Origin of the sequence: Pseudoalteromonas sp. OOF1S-7, from assembly GCF_022347765.1 — a bacterium.
Taxonomy (GTDB): Bacteria; Pseudomonadota; Gammaproteobacteria; order Enterobacterales; family Alteromonadaceae; genus Pseudoalteromonas.
In genome coordinates this window covers 36,324-57,134 of the sequence record NZ_JAKRFZ010000011.1, presented here as the reverse complement: position 1 = coordinate 57,134, position 20,811 = coordinate 36,324, and the positions used below count along the sequence as shown (strand labels likewise).

Annotated in this window: 8 protein-coding genes; all 8 read right to left on the bottom strand. The window is 51.8% G+C overall.

The window, feature by feature from the left end:
- Positions 1-204: 204 nt before the first annotated feature.
- The 8 genes from MHN33_RS15880 to MHN33_RS15845 all read right to left on the bottom strand — a co-directional run bounded on the left by MHN33_RS15880 (position 205) and on the right by MHN33_RS15845 (position 20,581).
- Entirely contained in the window at positions 205-1,413 is a 1,209-nt protein-coding gene (locus tag MHN33_RS15880) for a DUF642 domain-containing protein (RefSeq protein ID WP_239399202.1), read from the bottom strand.
- A 379-nt stretch (positions 1,414-1,792) separates the two neighbouring features.
- Positions 1,793-5,902, bottom strand: a complete 4,110-nt coding sequence (locus MHN33_RS15875; RefSeq protein WP_239399200.1) for a poly-gamma-glutamate synthase PgsB — start codon at positions 5,900-5,902, stop codon at positions 1,793-1,795.
- Positions 5,892-10,232 carry a hypothetical protein gene (locus tag MHN33_RS15870; protein WP_239399198.1) on the bottom strand — a complete coding sequence of 1,447 codons (4,341 nt, stop codon included), beginning with the start codon at positions 10,230-10,232 and terminating at the stop codon, positions 5,892-5,894. The genes MHN33_RS15875 and MHN33_RS15870 overlap by 11 nt, the downstream gene beginning before the upstream one ends.
- Entirely contained in the window at positions 10,220-10,978 is a 759-nt protein-coding gene (locus MHN33_RS15865) for a hypothetical protein (RefSeq protein WP_239399197.1), read from the bottom strand. The genes MHN33_RS15870 and MHN33_RS15865 overlap by 13 nt, the downstream gene beginning before the upstream one ends.
- Positions 10,968-13,265 carry a hypothetical protein gene (locus MHN33_RS15860; protein ID WP_239399195.1) on the bottom strand — a complete coding sequence of 766 codons (2,298 nt, stop codon included), beginning with the start codon at positions 13,263-13,265 and terminating at the stop codon, positions 10,968-10,970. The genes MHN33_RS15865 and MHN33_RS15860 overlap by 11 nt, the downstream gene beginning before the upstream one ends.
- Positions 13,252-16,365 carry a poly-gamma-glutamate biosynthesis protein PgsC/CapC gene (locus tag MHN33_RS15855; protein WP_239399194.1) on the bottom strand — a complete coding sequence of 1,038 codons (3,114 nt, stop codon included), beginning with the start codon at positions 16,363-16,365 and terminating at the stop codon, positions 13,252-13,254. The genes MHN33_RS15860 and MHN33_RS15855 overlap by 14 nt, the downstream gene beginning before the upstream one ends.
- Entirely contained in the window at positions 16,365-18,311 is a 1,947-nt protein-coding gene (locus MHN33_RS15850) for a hypothetical protein (protein WP_239399192.1), read from the bottom strand. Before MHN33_RS15850 ends, MHN33_RS15855 begins: the two co-directional genes overlap by 1 nt.
- Before the next feature lie 50 nt (positions 18,312-18,361).
- Positions 18,362-20,581 carry a CapA family protein gene (locus MHN33_RS15845; RefSeq protein WP_239399191.1) on the bottom strand — a complete coding sequence of 740 codons (2,220 nt, stop codon included), beginning with the start codon at positions 20,579-20,581 and terminating at the stop codon, positions 18,362-18,364.
- Positions 20,582-20,811: the final 230 nt, after the last annotated feature.

Genomic DNA, 20,811 nt, shown 5'->3' with positions numbered 1-20,811 from the left:
TTTGAACGGGTGGCCAGTCCCCAAATGATTTCCAAGTTCAGTCAGTGTTGACTAACTATTCATTAAAAGCGCGTCAGTATACCTAGTGGGGTGGCGATGGGGAAGCCTTACCAGCTGGGTTTGACACTTTTTGTATACAAAAAAACCAGCCTGAATGGCTGGTTTTAAGGTATATAAAGCAGATAATCCGATTATCGGCGCCGATTAGCGGCAAAAGTTATCGACAAAGGTCAGATCATTAATGTGTTCGGGGCCTGTCATCACTAAAGTCGCAACCGCTGTGTCTGGATTCATTTGCCAGATCTGTGCGTTGCTGCTGTCTTCACGACCAGAGACGTACAGCGTACCGTCTTCTGTAATGGCCAGACCGGATGCCCAGTTCACACCATGCTCCCCAATCTTGGTCAGCTCCATATTGCCTTCATCCAGGGTATACAGCGCCTTACCGGTTAAGACATACAGGACGTTGCCGTCTGCTGAGTAAGCAATGTCGCCATGGCTGAAGTCATCACCTGGGTATGACAGTTTACCCAGTACGGTTTTTTCACCGCTGGTCATGTCGAAATCGTACATGTAGGTTTTACTGGTGCTGCGTAAAGACACGCCATCTGGTGTGACCGCAGAGCGATACAGAGGCCATGACGTCGCGTTGGTTATGCTGTACTGCTGATTGCCATTCAGGTCTAGTGCCCACAAGGTAGATGCTTTGGTCTTGCTGTCCGTCTGTTCCATAAAGTAAAGCACACCGTCTTTGCTCGCGATGTTCGATGCAGTGTGCGTCACGCCTGATACTTTACTGTACTGACCCGCTTCAATATCAAAGTGATATACATAGCCGCCTTCAGCCGAGCCGTAATTATTGATTCCAAATAAGCCAGTGACACAGTCGGCAGTAACCGACACGTTATCCAGCAATGCACCGTATGAGTCTGAGGTGCCCGCACCTTCAAATTTCAGCGTACTTACGTCACTGTTTGCCGTTACCGTGATAGTGTAATGTTGCCAGCCTCGTTGCGTACCGTTTAGCTCTGCGATGACCTGATCGTCCCAGTATACGGTTGCTTTATTGGTATCTGCGTTATTGGTGACACGCGGTGAATAGTAGAAGCTCACGACATACTGCTTGCCAGCTTCTGTTGCAACACTTTGGTACGCGCTGTAGTTACGGGTTGAATCCAGCTCCAGATATTGTTCGCCATCCTGCGCCTGAATAAGGCCAAGGCGGTTAGTCTGAATTTCAAACTTAGCAGAGTTACGGCTCCAGCCGGGCAAAGTTTTAAACAGGCTCCAGGAACCGCTAACGGTATCTGACTGTTCAAAAGAACCATTGGTGATCAGGTTGTCACCGGCATTTGCAGCAAAGCTGCTGATTAGGGCGGCACTGAGGCCAAGCGCAAGAACTGATAATTTCATATATATACTCCAGGGTGCGATTCTATTTGTGTAAATAAAATGTTATCCCTAATCAATTTTAACTAATCCCATTTTCTTACTTTTACACAGTTTGGTCAATTAGAAATCAAAAAATGACTGTTAGTTCCGATTTATGCCTCAAGAACACATGATAAAATTAGTACCAAAGGATTGGGTTTCACACGCTGCGTACCTAATACTTTCACATGTCATTGATTCTCTGTCGTTTCGCAATTTGCATATTTTTGGCATTTTGCCAGACCTGAAACGGTCATTTGGCTTAGCAAAATGCGAAACGACACTAGATTTGAGGCGCTCAGGGATGATCAGAGCAAGGAGTATGCCCGCATTAAAGTAATGCGGGCGTTGGGTATGAATTTTAATCCTGATTGCGGTTTAGCCAGCGCTCGGTCAGCCAACCCGGCTTCTGTCCCCGATTCAGCGCAGCCAGAACTGAAATGGCCCGCTCCGGGGTGATCCTTTGTGTGGCGATATCCCGATACACTTGTTGTGCGGTTTTCTTTCTTTTTACCGCCGCGCCGGCATCCAGAAAAGACTCGACGACCTGCAGCACAAAGCGGGTCAAACCTGACAGGCTTTGTGGGCCCGCAGCCTGATCGTCGCTGGCGTTTTGCTGGGTGAGTCGCTCAGCCAGGTGGCTGAGTTCAGCCTGAGCAAACTCGCTTTGCGCCTGAGGGAGCTTGCTGAGGGTTTGCAACATATGCGAAAAATAGTCACGCTCGATGCGATTGACCTTATCAAGTTGCGTCAGCTTATTGAGGTCACGACGAAACTGAGCGTGGCTGATCTGAGGCTCAAGCAAGCGCTCACAACTGGCGTGCAGAGTATGCCAGTGTTGCCAGGCATAGACATAATTGAGACCCGGGCCTTTGATATTTTGCATGCCCACAATCAGCTGGTGTTGGCCGGTCAGACCAAGGCGAGCGATGCGGCTGGTTAGCTCATCTGCGGTGATATGCGGATTATCAAGCAACAACAATTTACTGTGCAGGATACTACTCAGAACACGTTCCAGTTGCTTATGGTGAGTGGTTAAGTCATCCAGGCATAATAGTGACTGCGCCAGTTGCCAGTTTTGAACTCGCAGCTGGATGAGACGCTGCTGTGCTTTATCGTCAATATGTTCGGTGAGTGCGATACCCAGCAGATCCTCATCATACAGGTGGGCCGTTTCGAGCCAGGGAGAGTCAAGTAGCGCATTAAGCTGATCGATAAACTGTGCCGGAGTTGCATCACATTTCCATTGCGCCAGCAGGCGTATCAAATCTTGTTTGTCATTATTGTCAGTCAAACGGCCAATGCGGGTATCCAGCGCCTGGTCCAGATACGCTTCAAAGCCATCGACATTGCTACCAACCACGACAATATGATCAAAACTGAGATCTTCAATCAACACCTGAGCAAACACTTTAGAGCGCGCAACACGGTCATTGCGGTTGTTGAGCAGGGCAATGGTTTGCGTCTTGGGTTGATCATTGAGTTCAAACAGCCCCAGACGACGCCAGTTTTCCAGCGTGGCCAAACGTTCATTGGCCGACATACTGTTGACGAAAGACTGAGTCAGATGATCTACCGGGGCAGCCGTAAAGTGCTGTAATACGCCCACATCAGGCACAATGCGCTCAGCGGTTTCTTTGTACACATAGTCTTTGTCGATACCAATGTACTGCGCCATTTTGCATACCAGCGCGATATTATCCGGGTGCTCTTCATAGGGATATAAAGCGCGGATATCCGGGGTGATCTGAAAGCCGTCTCCCCAGTGCAGTTGGATCAGGGTCGATTGCTTGTGTTCCGCTGCGCGATTCAAAATAGGAGCCATAGTTTGCTCTGCTGTGAAGATTTGAGTGTGGCTGCCAATAAACGCCGCCATTTCCTGCGCGACGTCGACCCCACTCGGACCGAGAATATCCTCATGATCCGGATAAGTATTGGTAATGGTGGTGAAGTTATCGCGCATCCAGCGGCGCAGGATCCGCACGTATCTGGGCGTCAGGCCCATACACTCCCATAAAAAGACATCTGCGCGTACCGAGCGGGCGAAATCAAGGACATCGCTTTGTTCCCAGATACTTGCTTTGTCAAAAGGCCGAAACAGAGGCAGCTCATATTGTTCCCCCGAACTGCGCGCGAAAATCATCATGGCTTCACAGCCGGTCGTTTTGGTGACCACGCGCAATGCCAGACTACTGAATAAGGCGGCTTTGAGTCGCTCCGTGCCGGATTTTCCCCGTGTGCCCCAGCCACCTATGGTGACGGGGATCTTGGCGCGGTTGGAGCGGATTTTGCGATTCAACCGAACATGGCGTAACCAGAAATAGACGATAAAGGTCGATACAAAAAACACCAGCTGGCCGATGCTGTTTTGATAAATAGAATACAGATACTCTTTAAAACTGTAGCCCAGATTGACCAGCACGCCTGGCACACCGGCTCGGGCAAATAACTTGGTAATCCCTGACTCAACCGGAAATTCACAGTTCAGCTCAGTGCCATAAGGCTGAAACTCCAGACTAAATCCGAGTTTGCGCAATCGCGCCAGGTAGTTTTGCTGCTCAAGTTCATTGCCTTTGCGCAGTCCATCTATTTCGGCATAGTTTACCGACAGTTGCCAGTAGGCGCGAACGCGTTGCCACACATGCTTTGGTGCAGAGACCACTAAAATACCATCGGGCGTATAATTTTTATTACTGGCTTTAAGGTGATCCTGGCTCAGTACGGACAACAGATAGTCGGGTAGCGGCAAATGGGGACGCGCACTGGCTTCTTTCAGGTGATAGAGCGCCTCGCCGGGGACATTGGTGGCACTGATCTCCGCCGTTGTACACGTTGGCACATGCAACTGTGCCGAGGGTATTTTGGCACTGGTATGGCTAAAACTTTGACGTTTATCGGTACTGGGGCTGAAAAACTCATGCCAAATGCGCCAGAAACGACGACGGCGCTTATATCCAATCACGATCCGCCAGCCTTGTTTGTCGCGATATGCATTAAAACTTTGTTCATGCTGAGCCAGCATACTAAGCGCACGGCCCAGGGTGTCCTGGTCGATATCACCCGGCAGATAAACGGTTTCTTTTTCCGCCAGCTGCTGAGCAAGCTGGGCATGTAAACTTTGTTGTGTGAAGCTGATCAGCTGCTCACGGGTTCGGGTAACGTAACGTCTGACGGCTACGCTGGGTTCACTGTCCAGTGCCTGATTCAGCACCTTGATATAGCTTTGTGTTAATGCCGCGTCCTGACTGGCAGATGCTTCATCGAGCGGTGTCTCGACCGCTTGGTTGAGCATCAGCCTGGGACTTTGTTCTAACAACATGCGTTTGACTTCAAGGCACTCCTGGCCAAGCAGAAGCGAGCGCCACAGCTTAAATGCGTAACCATCGGCGGCAAAGCGGGCGGCGGTCAGCTGTTTGACTAACGTGAAGCGCACGGCATCGACCGTTTCATCGGCAAAGCGTTGTTCAAGCAATGTTTTGGCAAGCCCATCCGGTAGATTGGGGAGTTGCTCTATGCACACTTGCCTAACCCGGGCAAACGGGTGCCGGGCTAACTCTCGCAGCAAAGGAATATCTCGCTCTGCCAGTGGGTATTTGTTGGCCAGAATACGCGGCATCGCGGCCACAATAAACAGCTGGTCATTGCGCTTTTGCACAGGTGTGCTGTCGCTCTCGCTTGCTTCGACATAGGCCCACATATAACTGCGCACAAAGGTCGGACGCTGATGGATCAGGATCTCCAGGATATCCACCACGGCCTGATAGGGGGTGTTTTCGGCATCAAGCAACTCGATTAATTCAGCAACCAGCTCACTGTCAAGTTCCGGATCGGCTTTGAATTCGTTGATCACAGACACCTGGTTGACTAACGCACGGATCATACCGTGGCGAACATGAGCATTGTTGCTGGTGGCCATCAGGCGCAGGAAAAACGGTTGCAGATCCAATTTCTTCCAGGCTTTATCCAGATTGTCTTCCGACAGTCTGAGGTAGCGGTTGGTCAGTGCGCCCAGCTTGGCGATAAAAAAGCGCAGATCCTGCTCTAAGTCGGCAACCAGGGTTTGATAGCGGCCTATCACAGCGCCTTCATCAAACCACCGGGAAAAGGCCTGTTTATCTTGTTGCAGCTGAGTGCCCGAGGCGCCCAGAGTTTCTGCGTATTTAAGGATATGCAGTTGTTTCTCGGTGGCCAGCTCTGCTTTACCGAGCCGTTCAACAAACGACTGATAATCGGCATCATGTCCTTCGAGCTGCTCGTGCAATCGTTCGATTTTATGGCGTAAAAAAGCAATGGTTTGCAGCAGTTGCCAGTAATTCAGTTGCTCGTCCTTTGGCGGGCTTTGTAACAACTCCCAGCTGGCCAGTTCTTCGAGCAGCTGATGGTATTTGTGTCGATGCAAATTTAGCCAGAACTTTTCTGTATCGGCGAATAATATCGCCTGAAGCTGGGATTTTAATTGATTATCTGCCATACAGGTCCTGCTCTAAGAAATGCGTAAGCTGCAGTGATTCAAAAATGATCTCGTCGTGTGCAAACGGGCCAAAGCCACTGCGTTGCAAGTTGCCCAGCGTGACCTCTAAGCGAATACTGTGATTATTTCTGAACCAGTCCTGTGTCCAGTTAAGGCTTACCCAGCCACCGGTGTGCTCAGTGAAGTCAAACAGCGTTTGCCAGCTTACTGTGCTCAGGTATTGCCAGGTTGCGTTTGGCCTGTGGTCATCGGCAAATACATAGCCACTGCTCAGCCCGACGGAGAAAATGTGGCCCTGATAATATTGCTGCCAGACACCACTTAATGAGGCAACGTCCAGTGAGGTCCAGTCTGAATTCGATGTCGTTGTGAGCTGAGCGCTGAGCTGGCTGTCTACCCGGCTCTGATGACGAATGCGATAGCCGCCGCGCCAGCCGTCACTGTGGTTGTGGCGATAAAAGTTAAACATGGCATTGCTGATGGTTTCATCCGCCAGGTACTCGGCCTTGTCTATGCTGGTGTAGTAATAAAAAGGCTGCCACCACCACTGATGACGCCAGTGTTGATCTTCTCGCCAGATCTCGCCTATTGCCACTGTCCACTGACTGGTCAGGTGGGTTTCCCGGCTCAGGGGAGACTCTTGCCAGCGGTTATACCACTGCGCTTTGGCAAACCAGTCGTCCTCATCATCGAGCCAGTCGTACAAGCCGTTAATGCTGAACGAGGGTTCGCTGGTGTTGTTCAGACGGAAAAAACTCTCCAGCCGATACCAGTGCTGTTTATAGCGGTTACGCAGTCGAATGCCAAGGTCCAGCGTATGCTCTGAGCCCAGTGGTTCACTGCTTTGATAGATCCCATCACGATTATACTGCATCACGCCTTCCACGTGGGTCAGGTTGCCATTGGCCTGCATAACGGGCGCGTGATAGGTTTGCTCCTTCTGGGTATACACCAGCTCAGGATCTGCCACTCGGTAAGGAACGACGGGCGGTGCCACAGCCAGCTTATGGCGGTTGGGGTCCAGCTGCCAGCGATAGAGTCTGGCCAGGCTCGCCGTTTGTGGTGCCAGAGTTATCAGGCCGGCCGGGTAGAATCCAGACTGCTCGTGTCGTGCATTGTGTTCGACATATTCCAGCTTGAGCACCGCGTCTTTACTGAGTTTTGCGGTGATCGGGTTAGCCTCGTCGCCGTAATAGAAAAGCTGCTCGGCCGCTAACTCTATGGCCTGCCAGCGACCCTGCTGATAGGCCTCGACTTCGACACTCAGCAGTTGCGCGGCAAATGGATTAAGCCAGCGCAATATCAGGCTGCCAGCGTCGAGATCCGCGCGAGTCATACCCAGCTCACTGCGGGCGTCGTCGAGCGACCAGTTAATCGTGCCTTCTGCGCGCTCAATACTCACCAGCGGACGCTGCTGCAGTTGCAGTAATTCGGCGTTCGAGAAGTGAAACACCAGCCTGACCTGCAAAGACGCAAGCTCGCGCAAGTCCAGCGCCAGGCTATGATTGGGGCGCAAGATCAGCCCGGGTAAGGCGTCATTGCGGCTGGTATGGCGGCTAAATTGTTCAGCGCTACTGCGCTTTAACAACGCAGACAAATCGACCAGCTGGGTGCCAGCATAATTCTGATAGGTATCAAATGCTTGCCAGTGTCCAAAGCTCAGAATACGGCTATACAAAATATCCAGTGGCGCCACCTCACTGCGTTGCATCAATTTTGCTGACAGGGCGGTGAATTCATGCTCACTGAGCGACTGGGAATCAAGCCTTAGCAGGGCATTGAGCAGTAAAGTGCGCTGTGCGGCGACTGCTTGCTCACCACTCACTGGCGTTTGATAGAGCAGCGACATAAAGTCTTCCTGCCACAGTGTGCCTGCCAGGTCCTGGCCGTGGGTGGGGTTGTGAGTGGGGGGCAGGGCATCAAACTGCAATAGTAGCAGTTGGGTGCTGCTGAGGGTTAACTGTTCTCCAGCACGAAGCGCAAAATAGCCGCTACTGGCGATAGACAGCCGAGGCTGATCGTCGTCATCGATATGCAGTACGCTGGATGCGGGGACGTCTTCAAACACGGGTATGATTTTACGCAGCTCACCCTGATGTATGTGCAACCAAGAGATCTGAGCCTGTTCTGTGTCGGCTGCTTTTGCCCGGGCACTGACCTTCAGCAACATAGGTTGATGTGCCGTGACTGTGAGTGGTTTGTCAGTCAGCGGATAGGCGCTTGTATTACTGGTCTCACTGAGCACGGTACTGACGCCAAAGTGATGGAGTGAATAATCAAGCTCGGGAGGGTTACTGACGGGCTGTGTATAACCGAGCTGCTCACTGAGCACTTGCAGGAGGTCATCCTCTTTGCGTGTGTCATGTCCCAGCCACAATGCAAAGAGGTTTTGCTGTAGCTCGGTAAAACTGGCGATCAGGGCTGTCTGACACTCAGGCAAGGTGCTATGCCACAGGCTGCATAACCCCTGAATACTGTGGATTGCCTGGGTGTTTTGATAGTGTGCCAACAGTTGCTGCGCCGCATAACGTTGTAGCGCCTGATAGGGATGGCTCAGCAATGCCCCCAGATAACGCTCCGCAGTGTTGTGCTCGCCCAGCGCCCGAAAGGCTGCAATGCGTAGCTGCCAGGCTCGGATCACCACTTCCTTATTCGGGCTGTCAATCAATGCCTTGAGCATCGGCAGTGCTTGCTGTGGATCTTGCTGAACCTGCATTTCGGCTTCGCCAAGGCGGTAGTGCCAATGGCTGGCGCTGAGACTATCCGGGCTGTACGGATGGTCTGTGTGGGTCAGAGAAAAACGAGACAGGCCCTGTTGATAGCTGTGAGCAAGACGTTGCAGTTGTTGCTCCAGGCGATAGGCAATGGCCGGGCTTTTTTCCCGAAGCAGTCCCGGGCGCTGATATAACAGCGCATTATTTGGTAAAGACTGCAATTCCCTGACACGCAAGGCCAGGTCAACCTGTCCATCATCACTGACGGATACACTGAGCTGCTCGGCATCCAGGGGCAGCGGCAGTGACAGCATGGCAAAATGCTCGGAGGGCAGCAGGTTGATGGTGTGCCGGTAACTGTCAATGACCAGCGTCAGCTCCGTGGCTGAAGCTGTGCGTGCATACAGCCGCAGCATTGGAGACAGGCGCTGTTGAGCGGGCAATTCAAACTGCACCGCGCCGGATACACTATGATAATGCAAAGTCTGATCTTGTACAGTAGGATACAGGCGGTCTATTGCCGGCCGGTAGGCATGAACAACCGGCTGCTCACTGACATGGCTGGTGTATGGTTGCTCGGACTTTTTGGGCAGCAAGAAGCGCACTGTCGCTAAAGTATCTTGCAGTTCTGACAGGCGTTGTCGCCCCAGTGCGCTGGCCCTCGCAATATCCGTCGACTGCAGCGCTGAAATATCATGATGCTGATAGACCTGCTCCAGTTGCCACTGCAAGTTATCGGTCCAGTAGGGGTTAAACAACGACTCCGGCCAGGTTTGTGCGGCATCTGTGTCGTATAAGCCCCGCTCCATTTGGATCAGATTAAGCAACGTATCGCCTTGCGCCGTAATGCGCAGGTAGCCCCCCGCAGGCACCGCGATATAGTCACTGCTGCTCAAACCAATGACTTGATCATCTCCGAAGGTAATATCATGACCAAGCCGGTGTTTGCGCAGTTGAGGCGTAAACTCATCGGCAGGCGTGTCGCTCAGTGAGAGCTGACTGATCAGCGCATCATCCAGCCTGGCTGTCACTATGCCACGCTGAGCTTGCGGCTGAGCCTGGCTCTGCAGAATACGTCGGGCATTTAACCTGAGCTTGATGGCCTTCGCAAAAAACAGTTGCACACTCTGGCCGTCGTTCAGGCGATACAAGGTGGTATGCGTTTGTGCTTCATAGACTTGCATAGCCGGCAGGGCCAGCTTGACGGGAATGCGAAACGGGTCTCTGTGACTGTGAAACTGACCCTGCCAGGCCGACACCGGCTGGATCTCATCAGTGGGATTATAAAAGCGCAGCAGCCGGGTTGTCGCGGTTGCAGGCAACTGGCACTGGTGTTGCTCACAGTGTAACTCTGCGCGGGTAACGCGCTGCATGGCAGAAGGAGACTGTCCCTGAAACACTTGCACGGTGTGCGGCGAGTTCTCCAGGCTTAGCCAGTTTCCGGCGGGTAGCAAAATAAAGCGCGACCGTCTGGGCGCCAGATTGATATCCGCGGCACTGTGGCGCAACTGCAGTGTGTCAGGTGCATACCAGTCGGGGGCGCTGTGCAGTGCGGCAGGTTTTGCCTGCACAGGCAACAGAACGCTTATCAGAAACAACACAATCAAATAAGGCATAGAGCAAACTGTTCCAGAGTATCGGGCTGCGCGACCAGCCGTTCGCGCATCGGGCGACTGATCTCAATATGAATAAAATAGCCTGCCGGTAATCCCAGGCGATGCATAACATTGCGCGTACCACCCAGTTCAGACACCTGTTGAGGGTACTGATAGGTGTGTACGCTGAGTTTTGACAGGCACAGGCGCAATTGTGACAAAGCGGCGGTGCTTTGTCTGCCCTGACTGATAATGAAATCGGCCTGACGGGCTTGCGGTGTGCGGCGTTTATCCTGAGCAAAGCCATGCAACTGGTACAGATGACCGGCTGGGTAACGTCTGGCAAACGCCTGCGCGGCCGCCGCATGCAACCCGTTTGGGCGGTGTGAGTAGTCCATACTGTACAAGTCGGGGCTGGGCGCGTTGCGATGTTCGGTATTGATCACCATCACCTGACATTGAGTCGCAAAGACCGCTTTACCTATTTCACCGGTCAGCTGATCGTGAAACTGATGAGGCACAGACAGCATGCAAGCCGAGCGTTCAGGGCGGTAATACAAATCGCCGCCACCAAAGAGTGCTGAACTTGCCTGTAGTTTGACCAGGTCCGGCTGGCTGTGTAATTGCCAGGGTGCCAGGGTAGCAGGCTGGGCAAACCAGTTGTACAGCATTTGCCAGCTGGGGCTTTGCTGTTCAGGTACATCGTTGGCCAGTCCCTTATCAGCTAACAGTAATAATGATAAAAACAGCAATTGCTTAATATTCATGTTGCCACCATTGTGGTTGGGGAGGTGGTGTTGCATATTCTTCCAGCAGGGCAAACCACAGGGTCTGCTCAGTGGACACACTCAGCTGGTCTAACGCTTCAATATCCGACCCGATTGTCAGCGTAACAGATGGGTAGGCTGTCAGCGCCGGGTTTTTCGGGTGCAGTAAAAATGCAGGTAGCCCATGCTCGGGGGCCAGCGCATAGCGCTTGCGGGCAATACTGTACTCATCGGTGACACTTTGGCTGAAACGACCATCCAGCTGGGTCTGGATGAGAAGCGGATCTGCCGACTGTGTACCTCGGGTAAACGGTTTGATCACAATCGCCATCGGTTTGCCTTTACCCCGGTAGTCTTGCTTCAGGATTTGGCCCGGTTTTAGCTGAAACAAACGCACTTTCCAGTAGTCACGCGGCTCGCCCAGATTGATAAAGTGCCGCGAAGACGGGTCCGATAAATCGGGCAGAGTATTAAGCTGCTTGATGTCCTGCTCGGTGTAGCGGATCCCGTTATCACTGAGGGTTATGACCCTGGGAATGGGCGCTGTCAAAGCCCCGGAGTGCTGTATGCTGCGCTGAGCACGGTGCAATGTCGCTAATCTGGTCAGCGGCGCATACTGAAACGGCGCTGGGGGCTGCGGTGGGGCAAAGTACTTGGGCGGACTGTAAACCAGCGCGGTATTGGATACCGGCAGGCGTACAAACAGCGCTTGAGACAAGTAGCCCGTTTGTTTCTCCTCAAGCGGTGGTGGCGCACTGAACAGGCGCACTTTAAGGATCTTTTGCTGTTCAATAAAATCAAATTCATTGTCGGCGCTTTGACTGAACCAGGCGCCTACCTCAGTAAATCCGGTTTGTGGTGCATCGCACAAGGTGGCGCACACATAATTCTGATGATGCATTGTACCGTGCCGGCTTTGCAGTTTTACGGCTATCGGGCTGGAGCTGCTAAGCGTGACTCGGTGTGCCTGCGGGCTCAGGCGCACAAAGCGCTTTTCGCTATCGGTAATGACTTCTCGTCGGGTTTCGGGGGTAATTAAACGATCAAATCCACTGCTCATACCCGACAGGATCAGGGTCTCTGTGCGCAATAATTGCTGCTGGCTATCATAAATACTGAGCTGCATGGTGCTGTCGGCCGGGCCTCGCATATCCAGCTGGATATCACTGCCGCCTTGTACTGTGTATTCGACCTGACTGGTCTCATCAAGCTGATAGTAATAGCTGTGTAAAGGGGCAATGACCTGATCCTGCTCGTCGCGCCAGGTGGTGATCATCTCAGAGCGGGAGCGGACCACCAATAGCCCGGGTTGCAGGTCAGGTAGCAGAAAACGCGTTGGGTCATCAGTCTCGATCAGGCTCAGTGTCAGCGGCGCCTGGTGCTGTGTGAGGTCGTGCCAGATCAGTTGCAAATCTTTGACGTTCCCCTGCGTTTGTACACTTAAACTGCCCGTGCTGGTCAGGCGAACTGAAGCAGACAGGTCCGGCCGGGTATAGTATCCATCCAAATCAAACTGCTCTGCAGAAAAATCATAGGTGATCACGTTATAGGGCAGAGACTCGTAGAGAATATCGGCGTCAAAGTCGATACCCGGGATCCCCTGTGGTGCGAGTTTACGCCAATCGTAAGAGACAGCATTGGCAATTTGCTGAGGCTGCAAACCGCTATCTCCCAGCGTATGGTAGCCAGTCATCCGCTCCCGCCACTGCTCGGGCAGCTTCAGCCAGGTGCGGGTGACATCGTCCGCATTGGTGGGGGTTTTACCATGAATACGCACAACGACGCCACGCAGACTCGGCTCTTCCGGGATTAGCCGCAACGAGATTTTACTGGCACGGGTTAACTGTTGCCAGTCGACATAAAACGACTGTCCGGATGTGACGGCCAGCGCCTGCCTGTCTTCAATCAGTTGTTTAACCTGCTGCTGACCTTCTTCCAGCGCAAGCTTGGAGGCATGGTGGTAGATATGCTTTTCCAGTTCGTTATCCTGACTATCCAGTAAGCGATACTCAATGGCATAATTGATCGGCCGGTCAAACACGGTGTGGCTGGCAAAAATAGCATTCGACAACACCCGGATAGCAACGGTCCTTGAAGTGGGGAATGTAAAAATGAGGGGACGATCCGGGCTTAGCCAGTGCACCACAGAACGGGTTTCTTCTTCACTGCGTGCTGCAATGCGCTCCGCTGAATTTAGCCAGACATAAAAATGTAGTGCAACACGGTATCCTGCTAGCAGTAAGAGGACCAGCAGCAGGGCTTGCAGGACACGTTTAATCCAGTACATTCGGCCCCCCTTGTATCATGATTTCAATTGTCTCGCGCGTGATCAGCCGATTGCGCTGAGCTAGGTATACGGCTGCGGTTTTGCCTACCAGTTGCACTTGCAAGCCGAGCAATTGGTTGTCAGACAGGCGGATAGCCTGCAACCGGCAGCGCGGCAGCTCATCACAAAGTGCGCTTAACCAGGGCAGATGTTGGGTTTGTGCGTAGCGATCTATGGCCTTTTCGAGCCTTTGCATTTGCTCGTCTGATAGCCCCTCCCAGTCATCCGGTCCGGTTGCCGCAAGGCGTAGTGGCATAAACCGGGGCAAAGCGGATACAGCGAGTAACCTTTCCTGCAGCGCTTGTTCGGAGACTGCATAGTGCTGTTTAAAATCTGATGCCAGCCACAGAGTGGCCAGTTCACTATCGGGACTGAACAGACGATAGCCTGACTGCGGAGATGAGCCAATCTCGAGCCCCCGCGTGGTGATCTGGCCAGATACTTTCTCGACTGAGATGCCCAGTCGCGTCATGGCTTTGAGTAGTGCATTAATAGTGGAAGTATGACGAAAGTCAGGCTGAGTAAATTGATAGGCAAGGGCGCTTGGGCGGATCTGTGACGGTGCGCTGTGGCTGCGTACCTGCAAGCTTAACACGGGCATGCCCGGATTATGACGTACCGCACTTTGGTGTACCACATTATAGAGTGTCCGAGTGTTGGTGGGTGCCATCACATTTGCTTCTTCACTGGCATAAGGGTGAGCACCGGCAATCAGCAATGCTCGTGCCCCGCTAGCCTGGAACAGGTCTGTTGCAAACTGCAGTGTATTACTCTCGAACAGGGGTCGGGGTACCTGAATGGTCAACGGCTGGGTTGAATTGAGGTTGATAACATAAAAGCCCTGACCCTGTTGATAATAGTTTACTTCAGGTAAAGGACTAATGATCACCAGACGATGGGCGTTATTAATGACCAGTTGCAGGCGATAGCCAACCATATTAGCAAGTCGATTAAGTTGTTCCAGGCGATTGAAGTCGTTTTCACTGAGTGTTCGCGAGCGTAGCTCGTGGGAGAGTTTAAATAGTGGTTCAAGCACTTCGTATTCCCACAGTGCCGCCTCATTTTTTTCGAGCATACGAAAATGGCCGCTGCCCTTAGCACTGATATGTTGAGAAAACTGGGTGACCAGCTCGTCGAGTGGTAAGCTCAGCTGCTCGACGGGATATTGTGGCGCGTTGGCGTTACTTCGTGCAGTGTGTGACAGCAGCGTGGAGTAACTCAGATTGTCAAAAAAAGTTTCCAGCATGGTGCCCTGATAACCTGGATAGGGCAGGTTGTCCTCACTGAGCAGGCCAAACTGGCTGCGTTCAAACCCAAGCAATCGTGTGAGCTGGCGTTGTGACAGCGATTCAGGCAGTTGATTGTAAATCCAAAACTGGCTTTGATCTGAAAAGCGCATAAGTTTGAGCTGAGGTCGGGTATATTGGTTTATGGCTCGTAGCTGAAGTACTTCATCGGTGTTCAGCGCCGCAATAAAAGCTTGGTAATACGCGCTTTGGGGGCGCGTTTGTTGGCTGGCTACCGATGGCGTGACCCGGGTCCCGAGTGCCAGTGCCCTGCTGCCTAAGATGGCGAAAAGTTGCCCTGCGGCATCGCCGGCCAGACGTTCACTCGTGGGATAAGGTACGGTTACTATGTGCGCTCGTACAGGAGACTTGGCCAGGGCAAAAAATCCTCTAGGATGGGTTGTCTGAGTGTCTTTGATGACCAAAGTGGCCGGGTTATCAATAAGCACAAAGCCTAATTCGGCCAGCACCTGGGCGGCACGATGCTGTGTGTCTGAGTCCTGGCGGTTTTCACTCAGCAATCGAATCGCTCCTTTGAAGCGCTGCAATTGTTGTGCTTGCTGGTAGTGGCTGAGATTCAGTAAATCGTATCGCGCTGTATACAGATAGCTTTTGTATTCACTTACATGATGGCTCAGAGGTGCACTCTGGGCTTCATCTACGGTGGCTGGTTGTGTCGGAGCTTGGATCAGAGATGGCACAAACATGATGGCGAAGCCGATGCCAAACGCCAGCAGACCGCCAACCATGGAAGTCTGGAAAGTCGCCCGCAGTACCAGGCCCAGGGCATTTTTCTGATAAATCTTGAGTGCCAGCAAAGTGGATAGCATATAGCCAAAGGCAAATGTGTCTGTGGCTTTGAGAGTCGGGAAATAATCAACCACAAAGTAATTTAGGGTGAGTTTGTAGATAAAACCGATATTGAAAAACAACAATAATAGCCGCGCGCCTTCAAAGTTAGCGTGTTTTAGGCGGGTCAAATTGAGCAATATGGCACCGAGCGACAAGATCACGGTGGTTTCGATAATCGTGGTGAGCAACTTGCTGGGCTGCATCAGCTGTAGGGCCAGCAATGCCGGAAGCATGATGCCATTGAACTCCCAGCCGTAGCGGATATTAGCCCGGGAGGCCAAAAAGGCCGTGATCACCAGAATGATATAAGCCTTGGGGGCTGCCAGTATGGAGGCCGCAACGGCTTCATACATGATGGCGAGGTTAGCAATACTGAAATTGGTAAACGGCATCAGGACAAAGCGTACCAATATAAAGGTAATCGCAAGCTGGACCAGCGTTACTCGCATACCATAGCGGAAACCACCATTCCACATCACGTTGGCAGTCAGGGCAATGATCACCAGGCCGAGACTATACAGTTGTCCTGCGTAATCAAAGGTGATGTCCCACAGCGCCAATAACTGACCAATCTGTGGCCAGAACAGGATGTCCATCACCACCCTGACCAGAATACTGATCAGAATAATGGCAAAGAAACGATCCCGGCCAAACATTTCCGCGTAGCCCAGTCGTTCCATCACCATTTTGGCGCTGAAACGCATGAGTACATAGACGACAATGGCTTCTATCAAAATGACCATGGCAGAAACCGGGCTGACAATCAACAAGGGTACCAGGTAGCCCGGTACTACCAGACCTGTGAGCGGAAAGCCAAAGCGCAAATTCAGCAAGCATACCACGGCTATCCCAACCCAAACTGTGGTGATAACCGACTGGCCAAGCCCGCTTCCATCCGGAAAAAGTGGTAACACCCAATCCATTACAGCGTGTGCTCCTCATTGCTATCTTCATCGTTGTCGGGGGAGGCCGACGTTAGCTGGTTCAACAATGCTTGCGGATCTTCCAGTTGTTGTAGCAAGGTAGTGATGTCGATAAATTCAAATAGGATCCCGGCCACCGAAAAGGGCTCGCCTATGGTGCTGCTGACCTGGTTGGCAGAGATGGAGCGAATGTTCAGAATATAGGTATCTTTGCCGAGCGTGGCTGGCAGAAACAGCTCACCCTGTTGCAGGGTCAGATAGCGCAGCTTGCCTTTAAGCTTTTCTTTTGACATGACGGTGATTTTGTCAAGCAGGTCCAGGGCTGTCATTTCGAACAACGCCAGGTGATGCTTTTTAGCCAGCTGTTCCAGCGGCTGGTTGGTCTGCACTACCTGACCAAACAGGTTAAATAGCACCGCTGCAGTGCGGATCTGATTAAAGACCTGCTCCAGCGTAGACAGCTTTTGCTCCATTTCGCCGATGGCAGCTTTTACTTTCTGGCTCAGGGGTTTTTCAAGTGTGAGCGTCAATGCCCGGGTTAATGGACTAAGAGATGCACGTTGTTGGGTTTGCAGCATTCTGTAGTGGAATAACAGCTCACCAATCTGGCTCGCAAAGCGATTGACATTTTTGATGAAGGCTTTTTCATCGAATTGCTCATTGGGGATCACCGTCATGGCCCAGAATCCCCGAATGTCGCCAGCATACATCAAAGGTACGACAAATTGACGCTCCAGCTCCTGAAGACCGGTGAAGAAGGGTCGGGCGGTGTGCACTGCGCCAAATGCTTTAATGGCATCGGAATAGGGTGGACGCTGGTAGTCTCTGCGCTGTTCCAGGATGTCTTCGATATTGCAGTTTATAGCTCGGATCTCTTCAAGCCGGTGATCCCCTTCCAGGCGTGCGAGAAAAATAGAGCGGTTTAGTGCAAGTTGCTGATTTACCAGGGTAATAATGGCATCCCACGGGGTGCTCTCGGTGCTGATTGAGCGCGGCAGGTAGCGTCCCATCATGCGCTGGTGGACATTGGCAATCAGCTCTAGTAGTTCGTTCTCTTCAAGCCATTTTCGCGAGAAAAACACCCACAACATGGTCATCACATTGATCACCAGCAACTGGCCAATTGGCAGCAGATAATGAGCCATCAGCATGACTATATAACTGCTCAACAAGCCGATGACAGATAGGCCGACAGCAATAATGACGCTCAGGGTTAGCGTATTTTTCTGGTAAATGATCAGCAACAGTGCCAGCAAGCTCAGCTGTAACGCGACAGACTGCCACTGCACCAGACGCGTCACCAGTTGTGATTTGGCCAGGCTATCTGCAACATAGGCATGCAGGTAGACGGGGTTATTGGCACCTTGCAATTTCGGGGCACGCAGCGGAACGCTAAAGCCCAATTGTTGCTGGGCGATTAAGACAACTTTGCCTGCAAGCTGACTGAGCAGCACGTCCTCTTCAAGTAATCGGGTACTCGAAAATTTAGGCAGGGCACTGGGCGCCAGTGCGAAGTTGATCAGCTTGCCGGTGTTGAGGTGTTGTGGCCCATAGATACTTTCCCAAACATTCTGGCATTGAGATGCCGGTTTGCCAAGTACCATATTATAGCCCAGCCAGGATTGAACAGCTGGCAGGCAATAGCGCGGATCGGCAAAAGGAAAGTATACATTGGCAAAGGACATGCTTTGCTTTGACACAACATCGGATAGCACGACGATGGCTTCAACATCATGTTGAAGCAACTGGCTGATCAGGTCTGACTGCTGATGTTGCAGATTTTCAGACTCAATTACCACGATATCACTGCTTTGCTGCTCAAACAGGTGGTTAAACTGGCTATATACGTAGGCATTCAGACGCGTAAAAGAACCGTGTACGGCAATCACCAGCACCACCAAAAATAGCAGTAAAATCGACCAGAACGGTTTTTGCCGCTTGATCATAAATACTTGTTGCTTGAGCGACACATGCCCCCCGAATTAGTATGGTTACATTAGTTGTAAGCAGAAAAATGCAATGTCAGTGTGACTGAGTTACCCGTCTGCAAGGCGAGAAAGTCCATACCATGCATGCGCTCTGCCTGCCATAACCCATTGTTGAGACTAAGAGGTTTTTGCCACGAGATCAATGCAAGTTGGTCCAGCATGAGTGTCGCTTCACCTTTCTCTGGCGGTGCCTGCTTGAATGCCAATTTTACCGCGCGCGCTGGCAGTTGTTCTGGCCCCAGAGTCTGGCTATCATCTGGCAGGGTAATATCATGACGGAAAGTTTGCCAGTCGTAGCTTCCTGACTCAATCAGGCTGACTTCTGTAGCGGAAAACTCCAGGTTGTCTTCGGCGGTTACTATGGTCAGCTCTGCACTCAAGTTTCCTGCGTTGTCACCCTTAGCGTAACCATACAGGCTCATGTCATGATAGGCCTTGAGTGTGGATTCGGCAGGTGTGACAGGCATAGTCCGCAATGTTTGTTTAAAGGGCATGCGAAGTGGGCGATTATTAAATTGGGTGCGTGACAGGCACATGCCCTGCAATCCACGCATCGCGCCTGTCAGGCAGGGGGTGATGTCGTCACTTTCATGCTCCCACCGGGTCACTTCATTTGTTTCGTCATCATTATCCCAGTCTTCAAAATCACCAAACCACATCAAGTCCCGGCCAAGGGTCATCTGAGGGCTACCTGCGCTGCTGATTTTACTCACAAAGGCATGGCTGGGGGCATATTCACGCAGATCAATAATGTGCTCACCCGCAGGTAAAGTCAGGGTGACAGATTCAATCTCCTGTGCGACCGGTGCCTGCTGAAAATAAACATCGCCATAGCCTGGTCCCGGAACAATCACAACCTCAGAGCCAGAGAATTCGGCCAGCCGGCGGATCAGGTAGTCACTTAAAAACCCACCAACCAGTTTGGGCTGATAGTCTTCCAGGTATACCGGGTAGGCTCTGGCTGATTGTGTTTTAGGTGCTTTTGTCGGGTCGATACGTACAGAGACAGCAACACCCAGCAAGGTTTCATGACGATTTTGCTCAAAGACAAAGTTGCCTAATCCGAGCAAGGCGGGAACGCCATTATAAAGTGCAAAGCCCTGAGCTACGTGGGGGTGGTGGGCGATCATCAGATCCGGCTCTCGGCGACTGACAAATTCGAATCGATTGTCAATATAGCGAGTTGGGGCGTAGGAGTATTCATCACCGCCATGTAGTTGCACAACAGCATAATCACTGGTGTCTCTGGCCTGCTCTACGGCGGATCTGAGCGCCGTGCTGTCGGTCAGGTCGGCAGCGCCTCCCTTGTCAGTGGTAGCGATATACGTGACAAGATGGTCTTCTCCGGTAATGGAAGTCGCCGAAACCAGTCCTAATGTGGTATTGCCCACTTCAACCAAACGGGGAGCATAAGCTTCAGCTGTGTTGTTTCCGGCACCACTGTGACTGAAGCCCGCCTGCTCGACAAATTGTAGTGTGTCTTCCAGTCCCTGCTGCTGATAGTCAAACACGTGATTGTTGCCAAGCGCGACATAGTCGATGCCAATCTCCGTCAAGCCCTGTAAGGTGTCTGGCAATGAGAAAAAAGCGAATTCTTTGCTCGGATGCACTGTGGTCGGTGTCGCCAGGACCGGAGATTCGAGGTTTACCGATGCAAAGTCTGCGCTGGCCATAATAGGTTTGACGAATTGTGTCAGAGCTATGGCACTGCTGGCTGCGTTTCCAGGCCTGATCAGGGCTTCTTCGACATCTGGCAACAGATTACTCATAGTTGTTAAGGAAGGGTCCATATAGCGACGACCAAACATGGTGTCCCCGCCAAACATCAGCTCACTGCTGCTGGCACTGATCCGCTTTAGCTGGATGGCCAGCGGATTCTCCTGATAGTCACGACTATTGATGGTGACCACTGCGCGTTCATAGCCGGGTTTGGTCAGGGTGAGGGTCACCATGCCCGTGTTTAGGTCCGCCACAGTAAGCTGGCCCTGCTGATCCGTGCGATACTGGTTGCCCGACAATTGTACGCTGACATCAGCCAGGACGGCATTGTCTGACCCCTGAAGTTGCAGGTTTAAACCGCGTTTTTGGTCTTGCTGTTCCTGTTCTTGTTGCTTTTGCTGTTCTTGTTGCTGTGCTTGTGTCGGGCCAGTTTCGTAGGGGTCTTCCACAGAACAAGCGCTCAAAACATACATCACAGGAACAAATGGAAGTAATTTGTAAATATTCAAGGTGGCCCCTTAACCTGTACGGCTCAATAACTAGGTCTTTAGTATTATAAAGTGATTGTTAACCTTACTGCAATCGTTAACTGTTAATAATGTACCCTTTAAAGCTCGCATAGCTACCTATTACTTTAATAGGAGTTAGAAGTTATTTTTATTATAGTTGCTTTGGTCAAAATCTCTGTCCAAAAATGTTTACGTTTTGCTAGTCTGGGGTCTATTCTTAGAGTATGATC

Excerpts from the sequence above, each read along its gene's own strand:
- MHN33_RS15860 (WP_239399195.1), bottom strand. The coding sequence starts at position 13,265 with ATGTACTGGATTAAACGTGTCCTGCAAGCCCTGCTGCTGGTCCTCTTA.
- MHN33_RS15855 (WP_239399194.1), bottom strand. The coding sequence starts at position 16,365 with ATGGATTGGGTGTTACCACTTTTTCCGGATGGAAGCGGGCTTGGCCAG.
- MHN33_RS15880 (WP_239399202.1), bottom strand. The coding sequence starts at position 1,413 with ATGAAATTATCAGTTCTTGCGCTTGGCCTCAGTGCCGCCCTAATCAGC.
- MHN33_RS15870 (WP_239399198.1), bottom strand. The coding sequence starts at position 10,232 with ATGCCTTATTTGATTGTGTTGTTTCTGATAAGCGTTCTGTTGCCTGTG.
- MHN33_RS15850 (WP_239399192.1), bottom strand. The coding sequence starts at position 18,311 with ATGATCAAGCGGCAAAAACCGTTCTGGTCGATTTTACTGCTATTTTTG.
- MHN33_RS15875 (WP_239399200.1), bottom strand. The coding sequence starts at position 5,902 with ATGGCAGATAATCAATTAAAATCCCAGCTTCAGGCGATATTATTCGCC.
- MHN33_RS15865 (WP_239399197.1), bottom strand. The coding sequence starts at position 10,978 with ATGAATATTAAGCAATTGCTGTTTTTATCATTATTACTGTTAGCTGAT.